Raw genomic sequence first — 17,413 nt, forward strand, 5'->3', positions numbered from 1 at the left:
AGGAATAAAAAAGGAAGAAGAAAATGCGCAGGCCATACCTGCACCATAGCGGGAATACCGATTCCACGCCGCCTGCAGGCTCAACGCAACCAGAGCGCCACCAGCCCCACGGCCAGCAGCACGCAGCCAGCGGTCAACATGCGCAGGCGCGAACGCATGCGGTCCATGGTGGCGACCAGTTGCGCATTCTGCTCGGCCAGGGTGTTGATCAACTGGCTGGCTTCCAGTTGCTCGGCCTCCAGCTGCCGGATGCGCTGGGCGAACAGTTCGGCATCGCTGGCCGCCGGCATGGCCTCCTGCGCCTCCACCGCCGACTTGGCCTTGCGGGTGCGCGACCATAGATCACGTGCGCCCTTGACGATGCCCGGGGTGGCCTGGACCACATCGCCCCAGGGAATCAACTTGATGGCAGACAACCAGCTCAATCCCATATGTTTCTCCTTTGTCCGCAGGGTCGGGTACGGCTTGTTGCAATTTTCTTGCACGCCTGGGAGAACCGTGACCCCGCACTGTCTTCTAAGACAGGCAAAATGCAATTCTATCCCGAGCATCCGGTAACCATGATGGAGTTTCCCGACGATGAAAGCCCCCCTGCCCCTGCTGGGCGCCCTGCTGTTCCTGTGCGCCGGCGCCAGCTACGCCGCCGATTGCAGCAAGGCCGCCACCCAGGCCGAAATGAATGCCTGCGCCTCGCAGACCCTGACCCAGAACGACAGCGACCTCAATGCCACCTATCTGGCCTACCGCGAGAAGCTGAGCAAGGCCCAGCAGAACCAGCTGCGCGAAGTGCAACTGGCCTGGCTGAAATACCGCGACCTGTCCTGCCGGTTCGAGAGCTCCGCCAGCGCCGGCGGTTCGGCGGCCTCGCTGGCCCTGCAGACCTGCCTGGCCGACAAGACCCGGCAGCGCGCCGATGAGCTCAAGGCCCTGGCCGGCTGCCAGGAGGGTGACCTGAACTGCGTGCGCTAGGCAGTCGCAAACTTTCATGCTGTAATGCTCCCGTCTGAACTTTCAGACAGACGAATCCACACTGCCCAGGGAGTATTCAATGAAAAAATTGCTCATCGCCATCACCTCTTTCGCACTGACCGCCCCGCTGCTCGTGGCTAGCCCCGTCATGGCGGAAAACGCCCAGCAGAACAAGATGAAGCAATGTAATGCGGACGCCACCGCCGCCGGCAAGAAAGGGGACGAGCGCAAGGCCTTCATGTCGTCCTGCCTGAAGAAGGAGCAGCCCAAGCCGGCCACCCAGCAGGACAAGATGAAGCAGTGCAATGCCGACGCCGCCGGCAAGAAGGGCGATGAGCGCAAGGCCTTCATGTCGTCGTGTTTGAAAAAGGACAAATGAAGCTGAAGTGAAGGAAAAGGCAGGCGCAGGCCATTCCATCGGCCTCACCGGCCTGCCCGGATGAAAAAAACCCGCAAGTTTGTGACTTGCGGGTTTTTTGTTGGGCGCGTGGTCCTGCGCGCGTGGTTCAGTGCTGGGTGCGCTTGAAGAAGAACAGTCCCGCGCCCACCAGCATCAGCACGCCACCGAAGAAACGGTTCTGCGCCTTGATCGCCTTCTGGCTGCGGAAGAAGCGCTGCAGGCGGCTGGCCGCGAACGCGTAGCCATGCATCACCACCAGATCCACCACCACCATGGTCACCGCCAGCACCAGCAATTGCAGCCACAGCGGACGCTGGTGGTCGATGAACTGCGGCAGCACGGCCACCATGAAGACGATGCCCTTGGGATTGGTGGCATTGGTCAGGAAGCCGGTCATGCAGCGCTGCCACCAGAGCTGGCCACGATTGGCGCGGGCAGCGGCATTGGCCGCGTCCAGCGCTTCGCCCTGCTGCTCGGTCGGCACCGGCGCGCGCCATTGCGAGAAACCGAGATAGATCAGATACAGCGCACCGGCCACCTTGATGACATTGAAGGCGGTCTCGGAGGCCACCAGCAGCGAACCGACGCCGGCACCGGCGATGACCAGGATCACCACCAGCGCGATCTCCAGCCCGAGGATGGTGGCGCTGGTGCGGCGCACGCCATAATTGAGACCGTGGCTCATGGACAGGACCGCGCCCGATCCGGGCGAAATGGCGATGACGCATGCAGCAGCGAAGAAAGTGAACCAGGTCTGATAGTCCATGAGGCGCTCGGTGAGGCAAAAAAGTGAAGGTTCTCATTATAAGCACAGCCGCAACGATTGCTTACAAATCCACGATGAATTGAAACACTTTGACGTCGTCCTGCACGTCGGCGGCTCGTTATAGGAAGCAAGGCGCAAGGAAATCATCATCGATTACGCAAAATCAAGCGCCGAACGTAACAACCACTTTCTAAAGGAAATTGCCATGAAAACCCAATCCGTCATCGTCGCTTCCCTGCTGACCGCGCTGGCCCTGCCGGTGTTTGCCCAGACCGGCGCCACCGCACCTGCCACCGCCGCCCCAGCCGCGACCACGGCCGCACCGGCCAAGGCGGAAGCAGGCAAGACCGACACCACGACCAAGACCAAGTCCGAACATCAGGCCAAGCACAAGAAGGCCGAAAAGAAGGCTGCCACCAAGGCTGAAGGCAAGACCGGAAAGAAGGCGGAAAAGAAGGACGCCGCCGGCAGCGAAGCCAAGCCGGCCGCTGATGCCGCACCGGCCGCCGCCAAGACCAAGTAATCCTGCAGTACACCGTACTACCGATCACTGATACACCTAGCAACGCAGCATCCAAATCGATTTCCGTCTCCTTGAAAGGACACCATCATGAACACCAAGACCATCATCGTTGCCTCCCTGCTGTCGGCCCTGACCCTGCCCGTGTTCGCCCAGACCGGCGCAGCAGCAGCACCGGCCGCCGCCCCGGCCAAGACCGAAGCCGCCAAGGCCGAGGCTGCGCCCAAGGCCAAGCATCACGTGAAGCACAAGAAGTCGGAAAAGAAGGCCGAAGCCAAGACTGAAAAGAAGGAAGCCACCGGCGAGCAAGCCAAGCCGGCCACCGACGGCGCCAAGAAGTAAGCCGTCTGCAAGGAGCAAGACCGGGCGCGGCGCATCTTCTGCCACGCCCACCCATGTCAGGGATGACAGGGATGCCGCACCCTCGCTAGTAGCCAGGGTGCGGTATTTTTTATATTGTTTAGATAATTTGAACCCAACACTCAGTCGGGTTGCCAGCGCAAGGCGATGCGCTCGCCCTGCGTGACGAAACGGGTGCAGTCCATGCCGATGCCGGCGGCCAGGAGCAAGGTGTCGCCGGCCCATACCAGCGGCAGGTAAGGTCGCTCCCAGGCGGGGACGTCGGCACTCTGGTATTGCTGCTTGAGGCTGCGCGCCGGCCGGTTGGCCGCCAGTCGGACGCGCTCGCCGCCGCCGCGACCACACACCAGCAAGGATTGCGACCGCAACCAGGCCGGATCGAAGCCTCCCCTGCCATCGGCGTCAGTATCAGTGCCGACCATGGGCTCGAAATGCAGCGTGCCGTAGAAAGCCGGCACGCGCACCTGGGCCTGGCCTTGCCAGCGCAGTTGCAGGGACTCGCCCTCCTCCGGCGGCCGGCGGCGCGGGGCCAGGAAAACACGGTCGCGATAGCGGTGGACCTCGCCATCGGGGTGCGAGACACACAATTGCGCCTCGACGTCGGCCTGCAGCAGTTGACTGCGCATCTCCTGCATCCAGGCTGCCGAGGGCATGCGCATGCCGCGCAGCGCAAACCAGTGGCGCATCAGGTTGAGGAAGCGCTGCTCGCTCAACTGACGCAGCGCCGGCATGCGCAGATGATCGTCCTGCCGACATTGCTCCAGGTCCGCCTGGGCCACTTCACGCAGCAATTCCTGCGCGCCCTGGGCATGGCCTGCGGCCCGCGCCAACCGCTGCTGGTAGCCGGGAAAGACCTGGCCCAGCGCCGGCATCACCTGATGACGCAGCGCATTGCGGGCGTAGCGCGGATCGTGGTTGGATTCATCCTCGACCCAGGTCAGCGACTGTGCCTGCGCGACACTTTCCAGTTGCGCCCGCGTCACGCCCAGCAGGGGCCGCGCCATCAGGGTATCGGGGTCGCCCAGCAAGCCCGGCGCGGCATTGCAGCGATCCATGCCGGACAGGCCGGCCAGGCCGCTGCCGCGCAGGAGTTGCAGCAGGACGGTTTCGGCCTGGTCGTCGAGGTGGTGCGCGGTCAGCAAGAGGCGCGCGCCCTGCTGGCGACACAGACGCCCCAACGCGGCATAGCGCGCCAGACGCGCCGCTTCTTCGACACCGCTGTCGGCGACCTGCTGCAGTTGTACGCGCTCGGCCTGGAAGGACACACCGCGTTCCTCGCAACAAGCTTGCGCATGCGCCAGCCAGGCATCGGCATGGGGGCTGAGCCCATGATGGACATGCAAGGCCACCAGCCTGCCGCCGCCTTCCTGCGCCCATTCGGCGGCCACCTGCAGCAGCACGGTGGAATCCAGACCGCCGCTGTAGGCCACGGCCAGCGTGTCGCGCGTGGCATCGAAGCCGGCACCCGCAAGCGTCGTTTGCAGTGCCTGCTTCAGGGTGACCAGAGTCTTGTCGTGGGAAGCGGAAGGATGATCGGACATGGGAAAGGCAGCGGCTGAAAAGACAAACGCCAGCGAAGCAATCGCTGGCGCCTGAACGGTGGAAGCTGAAACCGGGGGGAAGACTATCCGCCGGCTTATTCCGCCGAATTCAATTCCTTGAACTTGCCATAGGCCATCAGCTTTTCGTGACGGGCCGCCAACAGGTCCTTGGTCTTCATGCCCTGGAACTGGCGCAGCGAATCCGACAGGGCGCGCTTGAGCAGGCCGGCCATCTGCTTGGGATCGCGATGGGCGCCGCCCAGCGGTTCGTTGACGATCTTGTCGATCAGACCGATGGCCTTGAGGCGATGGGCGGTCAGGCCCAGTGCTTCGGCGGCATCGGCGGCGCGGTCGGCGGTCTTCCACAGGATGGAAGCGCAACCTTCCGGCGAGATCACCGAGTAGGTCGCATATTGCAGCATCAGCACCTGGTCGCCCACGGCAATGGCCAGCGCGCCGCCAGAACCACCTTCACCGATGATGGTGGCGATCAGCGGCACCTTCAGTTCGGCCATCACGTACAGGTTGTGACCGATGGCTTCGGACTGGCCGCGCTCTTCGGCATCGATGCCGGGGAAGGCACCCGGGGTGTCGACGAAGGTGAAGATCGGCAGGCCGAATTTCTCTGCAACCTTCATCAGGCGCATGGCCTTGCGATAGCCTTCGGGCTTGGGCATGCCGAAGTTGCGCATGGCGCGCTCCTTGGTGTCGCGCCCCTTCTGGTGGCCGATGACCATGCAGGCCTGGCCATTGAAGCGGGCCAGACCACCGACGATGGACTGGTCGTCGGCGAAGGTGCGGTCACCGTGCAGTTCGTGGAAGTCGGTGAAGCACTCGCGCACGTAGTCCATGGTGTAGGGACGTTGCGGGTGGCGGGCGATCTGCGACACCTGCCAGGGGGTCAGCTTGGCGTAGATGTCCTTGGTCAGCTGCTGGCTTTTCTTGACCAGGCGCTCGATCTCTTCGGAGATGTCGACGGCCGAATCGTCCTGCACAAAACGCAACTCTTCGATCTTGGCATCCAGCTCGGCGATGGCCTGCTCGAAGCCCAGAAAAGTCGTTGTCGATTTACTCATTGTGTTCCTTTTCAACAAGTCCGTTCATCGGCGGGAGGCCGCCCCGTTGCGGGTTGCGGCGTGATGGTCCCGGATAAATCGGTTTGCCTTAAATCTTGAGAGGAGCGGAGTATACACCAGAGGCATCCGCGCCCTCTTCCCCTTGGATCAATAATCGGATGGCAGCGGGTCCAGGCTGCGCCACAGGTACCAGGTGGCCACGGTGCGCCACGGTTCCCAGTTCGCGGCGACCTCGCGCGCATCGCTGCGCGAAACCGGCTCGCCCGAGAAATAACTGTTGCTGATGCCCTTGAGCAATCCCAGGTCATCCAGCGGCAGCACATTCGGGCGCAGCAGATTAAATATCAAAAACATCTCGGCTGTCCAGCGGCCGATGCCGCGAATCTGGATCATCTCGGCAATGACGGCTTCGTCTTCCATCTCCGCCCATTTGTCGGGATGTACCGTCTTGGCCTTGAAATGGGCCGCCAGGTCCAGGATGTATTCGGCCTTGCGCTTGGACAGGCCGCAGGCGGCGAGCGCCTCCGGACCGGTACGAATCACCTGGCCCGGCGTGCAGCGCGGGCAGGCTTCCAGGAAGCGCTGCCAGACCGCATTGGCGGCCTTGGTCGAAATCTGCTGGCCGATCACCGAACGCGCCAGGGTCGTGAAGGCATCGCCCCGCACCGTCAATTGCAGGTCCCCGAACTGCGGGATGAGCTTGCGCATGATGCGGTCGCGCTTCATCAGCTCGGCCTTGGCCTCTTCCCAGTAGGCCGGAACGATCAGGCTGGGATCGACGTCGCTGGCTTTTCGGTTGGTATTCAAATCAAGCTCTCCGCCATTCGGTCAGGCCGCCCGGCTTGTCTTCCAGAACGATGCCGGCGTCGGTCAGTTCGGCACGGATGCGGTCGGCTTCGGCAAAGTTCTTGCCGGCCTTGGCCGCCTTGCGGGCCGCGATCAGGGCTTCGATGGCCGCTTCGTCCAGACCACCGGCGGCACTGGCGCCGCCCTTGAGGTATTCGCCCGGCGCGCGCTGCAGCAGGCCCAGGATGCCGGCCAGCGCCTTCAACTGGCGCGCCTGTGCCGGCGAGCGGCTGCGATTGACCTCGTTGGCCAGCTCGAACAGCACCGAGATCGCCACCGGGGTGTTGAAGTCGTCGTTCAGGGCATCGGCGAAGCGCTGGGCATGGGCTTCGTCGGCGACCAGGCCACCGGCCTCGGGGGGCACATCCTTCAATGCGGTATACAGACGGGTCAAGGCCTGGCGGGCGTCGTCCAGGTGCGCATCCGAATAATTGAGCGGACTGCGATAGTGGGCGCGCAGGATGAAGAAGCGCAGCACTTCCGGGTCGTATTGCTTCAGGACGTCGCGGATGGTGAAGAAATTGCCCAGGGACTTCGACATCTTCTCGTTATCGATACGCACAAAGCCGTTGTGCATCCAATAATTGACGAAGGTGTGCTGGTGCGCGCCTTCGGACTGGGCGATTTCATTTTCGTGGTGCGGGAACTGCAGATCCTGACCGCCGCCGTGGATGTCGAAGTGGTCGCCCAGCAGGTCGCTGGACATGGCCGAGCACTCGATATGCCAGCCCGGGCGGCCACAGCCCCAGGGCGAATCCCACTTGGCCTCGTCCGGCTCGGTCGGCTTGGCCGCCTTCCACAGGACGAAGTCCAGCGGGTCGCGCTTGCCGGTGTTGACATCGACGCGCTCGCCGGCGCGCAGGTCGTCCAGCGACTTGCCGGACAGCTTGCCGTAGCCGGGGAAGTCACGCACCGAGTAATTGACGTCGCCGTCGCTGGCCTTGTAGGCCAGGCCATTCTTTTCCAGCTTGCCGATCAGGTCCAGCATCTGCGGCACGTACCGGGTGGCGCGCGGCTCATGGTCGGGGCGCTGCACGCCCAGGGCGCCGGCATCCTCGTTCATGGCGTCGATGAAGCGATGGGTCAGCTGGCTGATGGTTTCGCCGTTTTCCAGGGCGCGCTTGATGATCTTGTCATCGATGTCGGTAATGTTGCGCACATAGGTCACTGCATAACCGGAAGCGCGCAGCCAGCGCTGCACCATGTCGAACACCACCAGCACTCGCGCATGGCCGATATGGCAATAGTCATACACGGTCATGCCGCACACGTACAGGCGCACCTTGCCAGGTTCGATCGGGGAAAAGGTCTGCTTATCACGCGCTAGCGTGTTGTAAATCTTGAGCTCGCTCATGGGATGGGAATTCTGGTTCTGGCGTTACCGCTGGGGGTGCCGGGTTCATGCAAATTGCGCGGGGTCCGCACCGGGGAAAGACTTGGCGCTGGAATGCCCCTGCCTGGGGATCATTGTTCTAGCAGCAATTGCGACATGAACGGGTCACGGTAGCCAAACCTCTTTTTGTCTTACCTGTTTGTTATAAAATGCCAGCTTTCTTTGAATTTCTTCGAATTTCTTCGAGTATAGCATCGATAAAACCATGGCCCCAGAATCACAAGAACAGACATCCATTCATGGTTTGCGCGGTTTGATCAGCAAGACTGCCCACAAGACAGCAGTGTTGTCCAGCCTGGTGGCCGCCCTGTTCGGGGCAGCGCCCGGGCTCGCGCATGCCAGCGAAATGTCTGACATCAACAAGCTGATGCGGGCAGGCCAGTATGCCGAGGCGCTGACCAAGACCGATGCCGTGCTGGCGAAACACCCGCGCGATGCGCAACTGCGTTTCACGAAGGGGCTGATCTTAGCAGAACAAAACCGTTCTGCGGAGGCCATCGCGGTGTTCAGCAAGCTGACCGAAGATTTCCCCGACCTGCCCGAGCCCTACAACAACCTGGCCGTGCTGTACGCAGCCGACGGCCAGTACGACAAGGCCCGTGGCGCGCTGGACATGGCCATGCGCACCAACCCGACCTATGCCACGGCGCTGGAAAACCTGGGCGACGTCTATGCCAAGCTGGCCAGTCAGGCTTATGACAAGGCACTGCAGATCGATCCGGGTGCCAACGTGCCGCAACCCAAGCTGACCCTGCTGCGCTCCCTGAACGGCAATACCACCGGCGGCACCGTGCCGCGCCTGGCCTCCGCGGCCAGCGCTCAGCGCGACGCCAAAGCCAAGGCCGACGCCAGCGCCGCCGAACAGCAGCAGCGCGTCAAGGCCCTGGCGGCGGAAAAAGCGGCCCAGCAGGCTGCCGCCGACAAGGCCGAAGCGGAAAAGACTGCCATTGCCCAGGCTACTGCCGACAAGGAAAAGGCTCAGGCCGACAAGGCCGCTGCAGACAAGGCAGCCGCCGACAAGGCTGCTTCGGATAAGGCAGCGGCAGAAAAGGCTGCCGCGGACAAGGCTGCTGCCGACAAGGCCCGCTCCGACAAGGCACGTGCCGAGCAACTGGCCGCCGAACAGGCGCGCGCGCAAAAGGCCGCCGCCGACAAGGCCGCCGCCGATCAGAAGCAGGCCGAACTGCTGGCTCAGAAGGAAAAGGACAAGTCCGACAAGCTGGCCAAGGAACAGGCCGCCCGCGCCGAGAAGGAAAAAGCCGCCCAGGCCGCCGCCGAGAAGGCCCGTGCCGACAAGCTGGCGGCCGCCGAGAAGGCCAAGGCTGACAAGGCCCGCGCCGACAAGGAAAAGGCCAAGGCCGAAGCCGGTGCCGAACAGGAGAAGACAGCGATCCTGGCGGCCCTCAACGGCTGGGCCAAGTCGTGGAGCGACAAGGATGTGCGCAGCTACCTGGGCCACTATGCCAGCGATTTCGATACCCCCAAGGGCGCGTCCCGCAAGGAATGGGCCGAAGAACGCCGCGCCCGTATCGAGGACAAGGGCCGCATCAGCGTCAAGGTCAGCAATGCCACGGTCAGCATCAATGGCAACACCGCCACCGTGCGCTATCGCCAGATATATAATTCGGATCGGCTGACGGTGGACAGCCGCAAGACCCTGATTTTCGTCAAACAGGGCAATCGATGGCTGATCAAACAGGAACGATCGGGAGGGTAATTGGTGGCTAGCGCTTTGCAAGGGCGTTCCATGCGCATGCTGGGACGCCTGCTGATGTTATGTCTGGCAGGTCTGCCCTCGATGGGCAGCGTGGCCTCTTCTTCTTCCATTCCGCCGCAGAGCAGTCCGGCCGGCGCGGCCGAGGCCAAGCCTGATCCGGAAGCCTTGCTGATCGACATCTACAAGGACCTCGGGGCCAATCGCCTGCGCGAGGCCCAGGTCAAGGCCGACGCCTTGGTGGCGGCCTATCCGACCTTCCGCCTGGGCCATCTGGTGCGGGGCGACCTGCTGCTGATGCACGCGCGTCCGGTACGCAACTTTGGCGCCATGGCCGACGGCCCGACCGACAAGCTCAAGGAACTGCGTGACGAAGCCATGGTGCGCATACGGTCACTGCAGGAAAAACCAGATCCCCACCTGATCCCCAAGGCCGTGCTGCAGGTCGGCGACGACCAGAAAAACGTGCTGGTGGTCGACACCACCCGTTCGCGGCTGTACGTGTATGAGAACCAGGGCGGCGAACTGAAGTACCTGACCGACTACTACGTCTCGCAGGGCCGCTTTGGCGCCAACAAGACCAAGTCCGGCGACCAGCGCACACCCATCGGCGTGTACTACGTCAACAACCGCATCCCCGGCCCCAAGCTGCCCGATTTCTATGGTACCGGCGCCCTGCCGCTGTCCTACCCCAACGAATGGGATAAGCGCAATGGCCGCAGCGGCTATGGCATCTGGCTGCACGGTACGCCCTCGGACAACTTCAGCCGCCCACCCCTGTCTTCCGACGGCTGCGTGGTATTGGCCAATCCCGACCTGCAGAGCCTGTATTCCACGGCCGAGGTCGGCAGGACGGTGGTGGTGATCAGCCAGCACGTGCAGTTCGTGGACAAGGGCGAATGGGCCAAACAGCGCGATGCCGCCAACGCCATGCTGGAAGACTGGGGCCAGTCGCTGGAAAACGCCGATGCCGACAAGGTCCTGTCGTACTATTCCCCCGAATTCCGCTCGGCCCAGGGCGAAAACCTGAGCACCTGGTTCGGCCGCCAGCAAAAGAGCCTGAACGGCGCGCGCTATACCAGTGTCAAACTGCGCGATGTCAGCCTGTTCCGCTATCCCGGCACACCGGAAGACATGATCGTCAGCACCTTCACCCAGGAAAGTGCCGTCGGCAAGAGCAAGAACGCGATCCGCAAGCGCCAGTACTGGGTGCGAGAAGGGTCGCAATGGAAAATCATTTACGAAGGCAACGCATGATCATTTCTCGTCGTCAACTGCTGCATGTGGCAGCAGCCCTCTCCCTGTCGGCTACGCTGGCCTCCCCGGCGCTGGCCGCCGACGCCCCCCGCGTGCTGCTCAAGACCAACATGGGCGACATCACCCTCGAGCTGAATCCGGAAAAAGCGCCGGTCTCGGTCGACAACTTCCTCAAGTACGTCAAGAAGGGCCAGTACAACGGCACCGTGTTCCACCGCATCATCAACGGTTTCATGATCCAGGGCGGCGGCATGGACCAGAACCTGCGCGAAAAGCCCACCGATGCGCCCATCAAGAACGAGGCCAATAACGGTTTGAAGAACGAGGTTTATACTGTGGCCATGGCGCGCACCTCGGCGCCGCATTCGGCCACCGCGCAATTCTTCATCAACGTCGCCAACAACCGCTTCCTGGACTATCCGGGTCAGGATGGTTGGGGTTATGCGGTGTTCGGCAAGGTGATCGCCGGCACCGACGTGGTCGACAAGATCAAGCAGGTGCGCACCGGTGGCGGTGATGTCCCGACCACTCCGGTGGTGATCGAATCGGCCAGCATCGTCAAGTAAGTCTGGACCGCACCGGCATGCCAGGCGGGCCAGCGTTGCCCGCCTCGTTTTTTTATTTTTACCCTCAAGCAAAGGATTCAACATGGCAGTTCTGCTCACCACCAACCACGGCAACATCAAGATCGAACTGGACGCGGAAAAAGCGCCGAAGACCGTTGAAAACTTCCTGGCTTACGTCAATGCAGGTCACTACAACGGCACCATCTTCCACCGCGTCATCGACGGTTTCATGATCCAGGGCGGCGGCTTCGAACCCGGCATGAAGCAGAAGGAAACCAAAGAACCCATCGAGAACGAAGCCAAGAATGGCCTAAAGAACGAGCCCTACACCCTGGCCATGGCCCGCACCGCCGCCCCGCACTCGGCCTCGGCGCAGTTCTTCATCAACGTCAAGAACAACAGCTTCCTGGATTTCCCGGGCCAGGACGGTTGGGGCTACTGCGTCTTCGGCAAGGTCGTCGAAGGCACTGAAGTGGTCGACAAGATCAAGGGCGTCAAGACCACCCGCTCCGGCATGTTCGCCGACGTCCCGGCGGAAGATGTGGTGATCGAGAAGGCCGAAGTGGTCTGAGCCAGACCCTCTTCACCCGACCATGACTGATTTCCAGTTCATGCAAAAAGCGCAACCGACGGTTGCGCTTTTTGTTTCCGACCTCCATCTACAAGCCTCCCTGCCGCGTACCACGGCGGCCTTCCTGTCCTTCCTGCAGAACCACGCCGCGCGCACGCAGCAGCTCTACCTGCTGGGCGACATCTTCGAATACTGGGCTGGCGACGACGACCTGGTCACCCCCTACAACCAGCAGATCGCCGACGCCCTGAAGGCCGTGCAGGCGCACGGCGTTCAACTGTTCTGGATGGCCGGCAACCGTGATTTCCTGGTGGGCCAGGGCTTTGCGGACGCCGCCGGACTGACGCTGCTGGACGATCCGACGGTGATCACCGTCGCCGGGCGCAAGCTGGCGCTGGCCCATGGCGATGCCCAGTGCACCGATGACCACGCCTACATGGCCTTTCGCGCCCAGGTGCGGCAGCCGGCCTACCAGCAGCAGTTCCTGGCCATGCCGCTGGCGCAGCGCAAGGCCATCATCGAAGGCATCCGCAAGAACAGCCAGGACGCCAACCAGAGCAAGGAAATGGCCATCATGGATGTCAATGCCGACGCCATCGCTGCGCTCTTCGCGCAGACCGGCAGCGACGTACTGATCCACGGTCATACGCACCGCCCTGCCCTGCATCGGCTGGATGACGGTGAGACCCGCCGGCTGCGCTACGTCCTGCCGGACTGGGAATACGACGTCGAGACGCCGCGCGGTGGCTGGATCAGCCTGAGCGCCGACGGCATGCTGCATCGGCATGACACCCAAGGCGACGAGATCGCCTGAATCCCGGCGCCACCGTGCACCGCAGCCGGCTTGGTTCCGGCTGCGGACTCCGGCCTCACTTCAGTCCACCAGCCGGTTCAACCGGGCGGCGTCGAAGTGGGTTGTTTCTTCCAGTCGTCGACACCCTATCCCCGCGCCCTTCAAGGCTGCCAGCACCACCTCAAGCTGCTGCTCCTGTGCCGCCACCTGGTTGATCAGGCCATGCAGCGCCTTGGAGAGCGGGTCATCGCCATTGGGCATGACGCCGTAGGCCGCGAACAGGCGAGCGGCCGCCTGGTCGCGCTCGACCGGCCCGGGATTGCGTTCGACGATGCGGGCCGGGTTGCCGACCGCCGTGGCGCCCGCTGGCACTTCCTTGGTCACCACCGCATTGGAGCCGACCTTGGCGCCATCACCCACCGTAAAGCCGCCCAGGACCTTGGCGCCGGCACCGATGATGACGCCGCGTCCCAGGGTAGGATGGCGCTTGGCGCCCTTGGACAGCGACGTCCCCCCCAGGGTCACGCCCTGGTAGATGGTCGAATCATCGCCGACCACAGCGGTCTCGCCGATGACCACGCCCATGCCGTGGTCGATGAAGACACGGCGGCCGATGGTGGCGCCGGGATGGATCTCGATACCGGTCAGCGTGCGCCCCAGTTGCGAGATGAAGCGTCCCAGCCACTTCAGGTCGGCGTGCCAGCAGGCCTTGGCCCAGCGGTGCAGGATCACCGCATGCAGGCCGGGATAACAGGTCAGCACCTCCCAGCTATTGCGTGCGGCGGGGTCGCGCTCACGGATGCTGGCGATGTCTTCTCTGAGTCGGCTGAACATGGTGGTTTCCTGAAACGTTGAACGAACTGCGGGGTGGAACGACAAAAAAAATCGCCGGACACAAAGTCCGGCGATGTTGTCATGCGGGGATGACCGGACTTACCTGGGCAAGCGCTGGCGTCGCGCCTCGTACAGACACACGCCCGATGCCACCGACACGTTCAGGCTCTCGACCGAGCCGAACATGGGGATGTTGACCAGCACGTCGCAGGTCTCGCGGGTCAGGCGGCGCATGCCCTCGCCTTCGGAACCCATGACCAGTGCGGTGGGGCCGGTGAAGTCGCCCTCGTAGAGGCCCTTCTCGGCGTCGTCGGTGGTGCCGATGATCCAGACGCCACGCTCCTTCAGGTCGCGCATGGTGCGCGCCAGGTTGGTGACGGTGATGTAGGGCACGGTGTCGGAAGCACCGCTGGAGACCTTCATGGCGGTGGCGTTCAGGCCCACGGCGCGGTCCTTGGGAGCGATCACGGCATGCGCGCCGGCACCATCGGCCACGCGCAGGCAGGCCCCCAGGTTGTGCGGATCGGTGATGCCGTCCAGGATCAGCAGCAGCGGCGGGCCGACCACGGCGTCCAGCAACTCATCCAGGGTGCGCGCCAGCGACAGTGTGGCAGCCTTGGCGACCACACCCTGGTGGCGGCGCGTCCCGACCATGGCCGAGAGGCGCTGGTCATCGGCCTGGATGATGCGTACGTTGGCTTCCTTGGCGGCATGCAGCATATCCAGCATGCGGCGGTCGCGGCGCTCTGCATCCACGTAGATCTCGTCCACCGAGGAGGCCTCGTGACGGATGCGGGAGGTCACGGCATGGAAGCCGAAAATCATTTTGCTCTTCATAGATCCTGCTTGTGTCTTTCGTCTTGCGGTCAAATCATTCCATCAAACCCGGCCGCACGCTGCCTTGGCAATCGGCCGCCGGGGACATGCTCATCGCTTCTTCTTGCTGCCCTTGCTGAAACCCTTGTTGGCGGCGCGCTTGCGGTCGGCTTCGCCGGATCGGGCATGGCCGCCGGCACCCGCCTTGGCCTGGGCCGGTTTGCCCTTGCCGGCTGCGACCGCGGGCTTGGCAGCGGCATTTCTCTTGCCGCGTGCTGGCGGCTGGGCGGCATCGCTGTCGGCATTGTTCCTGGCCGTTCCTGACTTGCCGCGCGCGGCGCTTTCGGCGCGCTTGGCTTCGTTCTTGATCAGGGTACGGATGCCCGGCTCGTTGACCAGCGACAGATCGATCTTGCGCGCATCCAGATCGACCCGGCTGACCTGCACGGTCACGCGATCGGTCAGCTGGTAACGGATGCCGGTGCGTTCGCCGCGCAGTTCGTGGCGTGCTTCGTCGTACTGGAAGTAGTCGGCGCCCAGTTCGGTGACGTGCACCAGGCCTTCGATATAGAGCGCATCGAGCTGCACGAAGATACCGAAGGTCGCCACGCCGGCGATGGTGCCGGTGAATTCCTCGCCCAGCTTGTCGCGGATGAAGTAGCACTTCAGCCATGCTTCCACATCACGCGAGGCCTCGTCAGCGCGACGTTCGTTGGCCGAGCAGTGCAAGCCCAGCGCTTCCCAGATCGCCAGCGCGCTTTCGCCGCGCGGCTTCTTGCCGGCCGCCTTGTCGGTGGCGCGCTGCAGTGCCTGGGCCTTGCGGGCAGCCGGCGAGATCGAGGTATTGAGCACGCTGCTGTCGATACCCTTGGGCTCGTAGCGCTTGCCCTGCAGCACGGCCTTGATGGCACGATGGGTCAGCAGGTCGGGATAGCGGCGGATCGGGCTGGTGAAGTGCGCGTAGGACTCGTAGGACAGACCGAAGTGACCGATGTTGTCCGGACTGTAGACCGCCTGCTGCATCGAGCGCAGCAGCATGGTCTGGATCAGGATGGCATCCGGACGCGCCTTGACCTTCGGCATCAGTTCCGCATAGTCGGACGCGCTGGGGGTGTCGCCACCACCCAGCGTGAGGCCGACCTGCTTGAGGAAGGTCCGCAGCTGGGTCAGTTTTTCCTTGGTCGGGCCGGCGTGGATACGGTACAGCGCCGGATGATCGTGGCGCTTCAACAGGTCGGCGGCGCAGACGTTGGCCGCCAGCATGCACTCTTCGATCAGGCGGTGCGCATCGTTGCGGGTACGCGGCAGGATCTTCTCGATCTTGCCGGCGGCATTGCAGACGATGTAGGTCTCGGTGGTCTCGAAGTCGATGGCGCCACGCGCCTGGCGCGCCGTCAGCAGCGCCTGGAAGACTTCGTAGAGATGCGTCAGGTGCGGCACCAGGCCGATGCGACGCGCCGCTTCCGGTCCCTTGGTATTGCCCAGGATCGAGGCCACTTCGGTATAGGTCAGGCGGGCCGCCGAGTGGATCACGGCGGGGTAGAACTGGTAGGCCTTGATCTCGCCCTTGGCGGTGATCACGGCATCGCATACCAGGGTCAGGCGATCGACATCGGGGTTCAACGAGCACAGGCCGTTGGAGAGCTTTTCCGGCAGCATCGGGATGACCCGGCGCGGGAAATAGACCGAGGTGCTGCGTTCCAGCGCGTCGGTATCCAGGGCGTCGTTGGGCTTGACGTAGTGGCTGACGTCGGCGATCGCCACGATCAGGCGGTAACCCTTGGTGCGACCGATCTTGACCGGTTCGCAATAGACCGCGTCGTCGAAGTCGCGGGCGTCTTCGCCGTCGATGGTGACCATCGGCACATCGCGCAGATCGACACGGTCCTTCAGGTCGGCCGCCTTGACTTCGCTGGGCAGCTTGGCGGAGAGCTTCTTGGCCGCGTCCGAGAATTCATGGGGCACGCCGTACTTGCGCACGGCGATTTCGATTTCCATGCCGGGGTCGTCGATATCGCCGAGGATTTCGACGATCTTGCCCACGGGCTGGGTATAGCGCGAGGGATGCTCGGTCAATTCCACGCTGACCACCTGTCCTGCCTTGGCCTTGCCTGGCGAACCGGCCAACAGCACGTCATGGCCGATACGCTTGTCTTCGGGGGCGACCACCCAGACGCCGTTCTCGTTGAGCAGGCGACCGATCACATGGGTATTGGCGCGATCCACCACTTCGACGATGGTCCCCTCCGGGCGGCCGCGACGGTCGGTGCCGACGATGCGGGCCTGGACGCGGTCACCGTGCATGACCTTCTGCATTTCCTTCTCGGGCAGGAACAGGTCGGCGCTGCCATCATCGGGCAGCAGGAAGCCGAAACCGTCGCGATGGCTGGAGACGCGGCCCAGGATGAAGTCCGGTGAATGGGTCAGCTTGTAGTGACCAGCGCGATCCGGCTTGATCTGGCCGTCACGCTCCATGGCGTTGAGGCGGCGCGTCAGACCATCCATTTCTTCAGGCTTGACGCCAAGCGCGGCTGCCAGTGCGGCAGCGTTTTGCGCGCCGGAGGAAGTACGCAGGATGCCGAGGATTTCTTCCCGGCTGGGAATGGAATAGGGGAATTGGCTCAAAAGTTTCGTTTCGCGCAATTGTTGACAAGGCCGGAGCAGGAAAATAGCGAAAAAATACGGGCACCGGCGGATGGAGTGCCTAGTGTAACGGAGTTGCATCCATTTACCTAACCGCAATAATAGCGTGCTGACCGGTTAAAGCATCGTAATGCAACGAAAAAACCTTCATCGCAGCAAAAAAACCATTGACAGCATTCACAGACCATCTATAATCACGGTCTTCGCTTTACAGCGCAGCCCACGTGGCGGAATTGGTAGACGCGCATGGTTCAGGTCCATGTGCCGCGAGGTGTGGGGGTTCGAGTCCCTCCGTGGGCACCAAAACAAAAAAGGTCGATTGATGAAAATCAATCGGCCTTTTGCGTT

Annotated in this window: 18 protein-coding genes and 1 tRNA gene; 10 read left to right on the forward strand and 9 right to left on the reverse strand. The window is 63.0% G+C overall.

Annotated elements, in window-relative coordinates; all coding sequences use genetic code 11:
* Positions 1 to 80: 80 nt before the first annotated feature.
* Positions 81 to 431, reverse strand: coding sequence for a hypothetical protein (locus tag I5R65_RS03815; protein ID WP_077238524.1), 351 nt, complete (start codon positions 429 to 431; stop codon positions 81 to 83).
* 148 nt (positions 432 to 579) lie between these two features.
* Here I5R65_RS03815 and I5R65_RS03820 point away from each other — a divergent pair, with 148 nt between their 5' ends.
* Complete coding sequence (locus I5R65_RS03820) at positions 580 to 969, forward strand: lysozyme inhibitor LprI family protein (RefSeq protein WP_180667656.1); 390 nt, start codon at positions 580 to 582, stop codon at positions 967 to 969.
* A 79-nt stretch (positions 970 to 1,048) separates the two neighbouring features.
* Positions 1,049 to 1,348 carry a PsiF family protein gene (locus tag I5R65_RS03825; protein WP_180667641.1) on the forward strand — a complete coding sequence of 100 codons (300 nt, stop codon included), beginning with the start codon at positions 1,049 to 1,051 and terminating at the stop codon, positions 1,346 to 1,348.
* A 127-nt stretch (positions 1,349 to 1,475) separates the two neighbouring features.
* On the opposite strand, the gene I5R65_RS03830 is transcribed toward I5R65_RS03825, so the two are convergent.
* On the reverse strand, positions 1,476 to 2,135 hold the full coding sequence (locus I5R65_RS03830) for a LysE family transporter (protein ID WP_006463555.1): 660 nt from the start codon (positions 2,133 to 2,135) through the stop codon (positions 1,476 to 1,478).
* A 205-nt stretch (positions 2,136 to 2,340) separates the two neighbouring features.
* Between I5R65_RS03830 and I5R65_RS03835 the strand changes: the two genes are divergently transcribed.
* Positions 2,341 to 2,658 (forward strand): hypothetical protein, encoded by a 318-nt coding sequence (locus tag I5R65_RS03835; protein ID WP_180667635.1) that lies wholly within the window; start codon positions 2,341 to 2,343, stop codon positions 2,656 to 2,658.
* 87 nt (positions 2,659 to 2,745) lie between these two features.
* Positions 2,746 to 2,997 carry a hypothetical protein gene (locus tag I5R65_RS03840; RefSeq protein WP_180667627.1) on the forward strand — a complete coding sequence of 84 codons (252 nt, stop codon included), beginning with the start codon at positions 2,746 to 2,748 and terminating at the stop codon, positions 2,995 to 2,997.
* Positions 2,998 to 3,137: 140 nt separating this feature from the next.
* Here the strand turns inward: I5R65_RS03840 and tilS are convergent, their stop codons facing one another.
* The 4 genes from tilS to cysS all read right to left on the reverse strand — a co-directional run bounded on the left by tilS (position 3,138) and on the right by cysS (position 7,832).
* Entirely contained in the window at positions 3,138 to 4,556 is a 1,419-nt protein-coding gene (gene tilS, locus I5R65_RS03845; RefSeq protein ID WP_180667626.1) for a tRNA lysidine(34) synthetase TilS, read from the reverse strand.
* 95 nt (positions 4,557 to 4,651) lie between these two features.
* The gene (locus tag I5R65_RS03850; RefSeq protein WP_180667625.1) at positions 4,652 to 5,632 is read right to left on the reverse strand and encodes an acetyl-CoA carboxylase carboxyltransferase subunit alpha; all 981 of its coding nucleotides are present in this window, start codon (positions 5,630 to 5,632) and stop codon (positions 4,652 to 4,654) included.
* Positions 5,633 to 5,779: 147 nt separating this feature from the next.
* On the reverse strand, positions 5,780 to 6,439 hold the full coding sequence (locus I5R65_RS03855; RefSeq protein ID WP_180667624.1) for a DNA-3-methyladenine glycosylase: 660 nt from the start codon (positions 6,437 to 6,439) through the stop codon (positions 5,780 to 5,782).
* Position 6,440: 1 nt separating this feature from the next.
* Complete coding sequence (gene cysS, locus I5R65_RS03860) at positions 6,441 to 7,832, reverse strand: cysteine--tRNA ligase (protein ID WP_180667623.1); 1,392 nt, start codon at positions 7,830 to 7,832, stop codon at positions 6,441 to 6,443.
* A 244-nt stretch (positions 7,833 to 8,076) separates the two neighbouring features.
* On the opposite strand from cysS, the gene I5R65_RS03865 reads away from it, so the two are divergent.
* From I5R65_RS03865 to I5R65_RS03885, 5 genes are all read left to right on the forward strand, one after another.
* Positions 8,077 to 9,588: a nuclear transport factor 2 family protein gene (locus I5R65_RS03865; protein ID WP_180667619.1), complete on the forward strand. Its 1,512-nt coding sequence runs from the start codon at positions 8,077 to 8,079 to the stop codon at positions 9,586 to 9,588.
* 36 nt (positions 9,589 to 9,624) lie between these two features.
* A complete protein-coding gene (locus I5R65_RS03870) occupies positions 9,625 to 10,842 on the forward strand; it encodes a L,D-transpeptidase (protein WP_180667713.1) in 1,218 nt (405 codons plus the stop codon).
* On the forward strand, positions 10,839 to 11,408 hold the full coding sequence (locus tag I5R65_RS03875; RefSeq protein WP_180667617.1) for a peptidylprolyl isomerase: 570 nt from the start codon (positions 10,839 to 10,841) through the stop codon (positions 11,406 to 11,408). The genes I5R65_RS03870 and I5R65_RS03875 overlap by 4 nt, the downstream gene beginning before the upstream one ends.
* Positions 11,409 to 11,490: 82 nt before the next feature.
* Positions 11,491 to 11,979: a peptidylprolyl isomerase gene (locus tag I5R65_RS03880; protein WP_077238520.1), complete on the forward strand. Its 489-nt coding sequence runs from the start codon at positions 11,491 to 11,493 to the stop codon at positions 11,977 to 11,979.
* A 22-nt stretch (positions 11,980 to 12,001) separates the two neighbouring features.
* The gene (locus tag I5R65_RS03885; RefSeq protein WP_180667615.1) at positions 12,002 to 12,793 is read left to right on the forward strand and encodes a UDP-2,3-diacylglucosamine diphosphatase; all 792 of its coding nucleotides are present in this window, start codon (positions 12,002 to 12,004) and stop codon (positions 12,791 to 12,793) included.
* A 60-nt stretch (positions 12,794 to 12,853) separates the two neighbouring features.
* On the opposite strand, the gene cysE is transcribed toward I5R65_RS03885, so the two are convergent.
* The 3 genes from cysE to rnr form a co-directional block, all read right to left on the reverse strand.
* A complete protein-coding gene (cysE, locus tag I5R65_RS03890; RefSeq protein WP_180667612.1) occupies positions 12,854 to 13,606 on the reverse strand; it encodes a serine O-acetyltransferase in 753 nt (250 codons plus the stop codon).
* A 99-nt stretch (positions 13,607 to 13,705) separates the two neighbouring features.
* Complete coding sequence (gene rlmB / locus I5R65_RS03895; RefSeq protein ID WP_006463568.1) at positions 13,706 to 14,443, reverse strand: 23S rRNA (guanosine(2251)-2'-O)-methyltransferase RlmB; 738 nt, start codon at positions 14,441 to 14,443, stop codon at positions 13,706 to 13,708.
* A gap of 90 nt (positions 14,444 to 14,533) precedes the next feature.
* Entirely contained in the window at positions 14,534 to 17,047 is a 2,514-nt protein-coding gene (gene rnr, locus I5R65_RS03900; RefSeq protein WP_180667610.1) for a ribonuclease R, read from the reverse strand.
* A 236-nt stretch (positions 17,048 to 17,283) separates the two neighbouring features.
* On the opposite strand from rnr, the gene I5R65_RS03905 reads away from it, so the two are divergent.
* A tRNA-Leu gene (locus tag I5R65_RS03905) sits at positions 17,284 to 17,368 on the forward strand.
* Positions 17,369 to 17,413 lie beyond the last annotated feature (45 nt).

Origin of the sequence: Herbaspirillum sp. AP02 (assembly GCF_015767275.1) — a bacterium.
Taxonomy (GTDB): domain Bacteria; phylum Pseudomonadota; class Gammaproteobacteria; order Burkholderiales; family Burkholderiaceae_D; genus Herbaspirillum.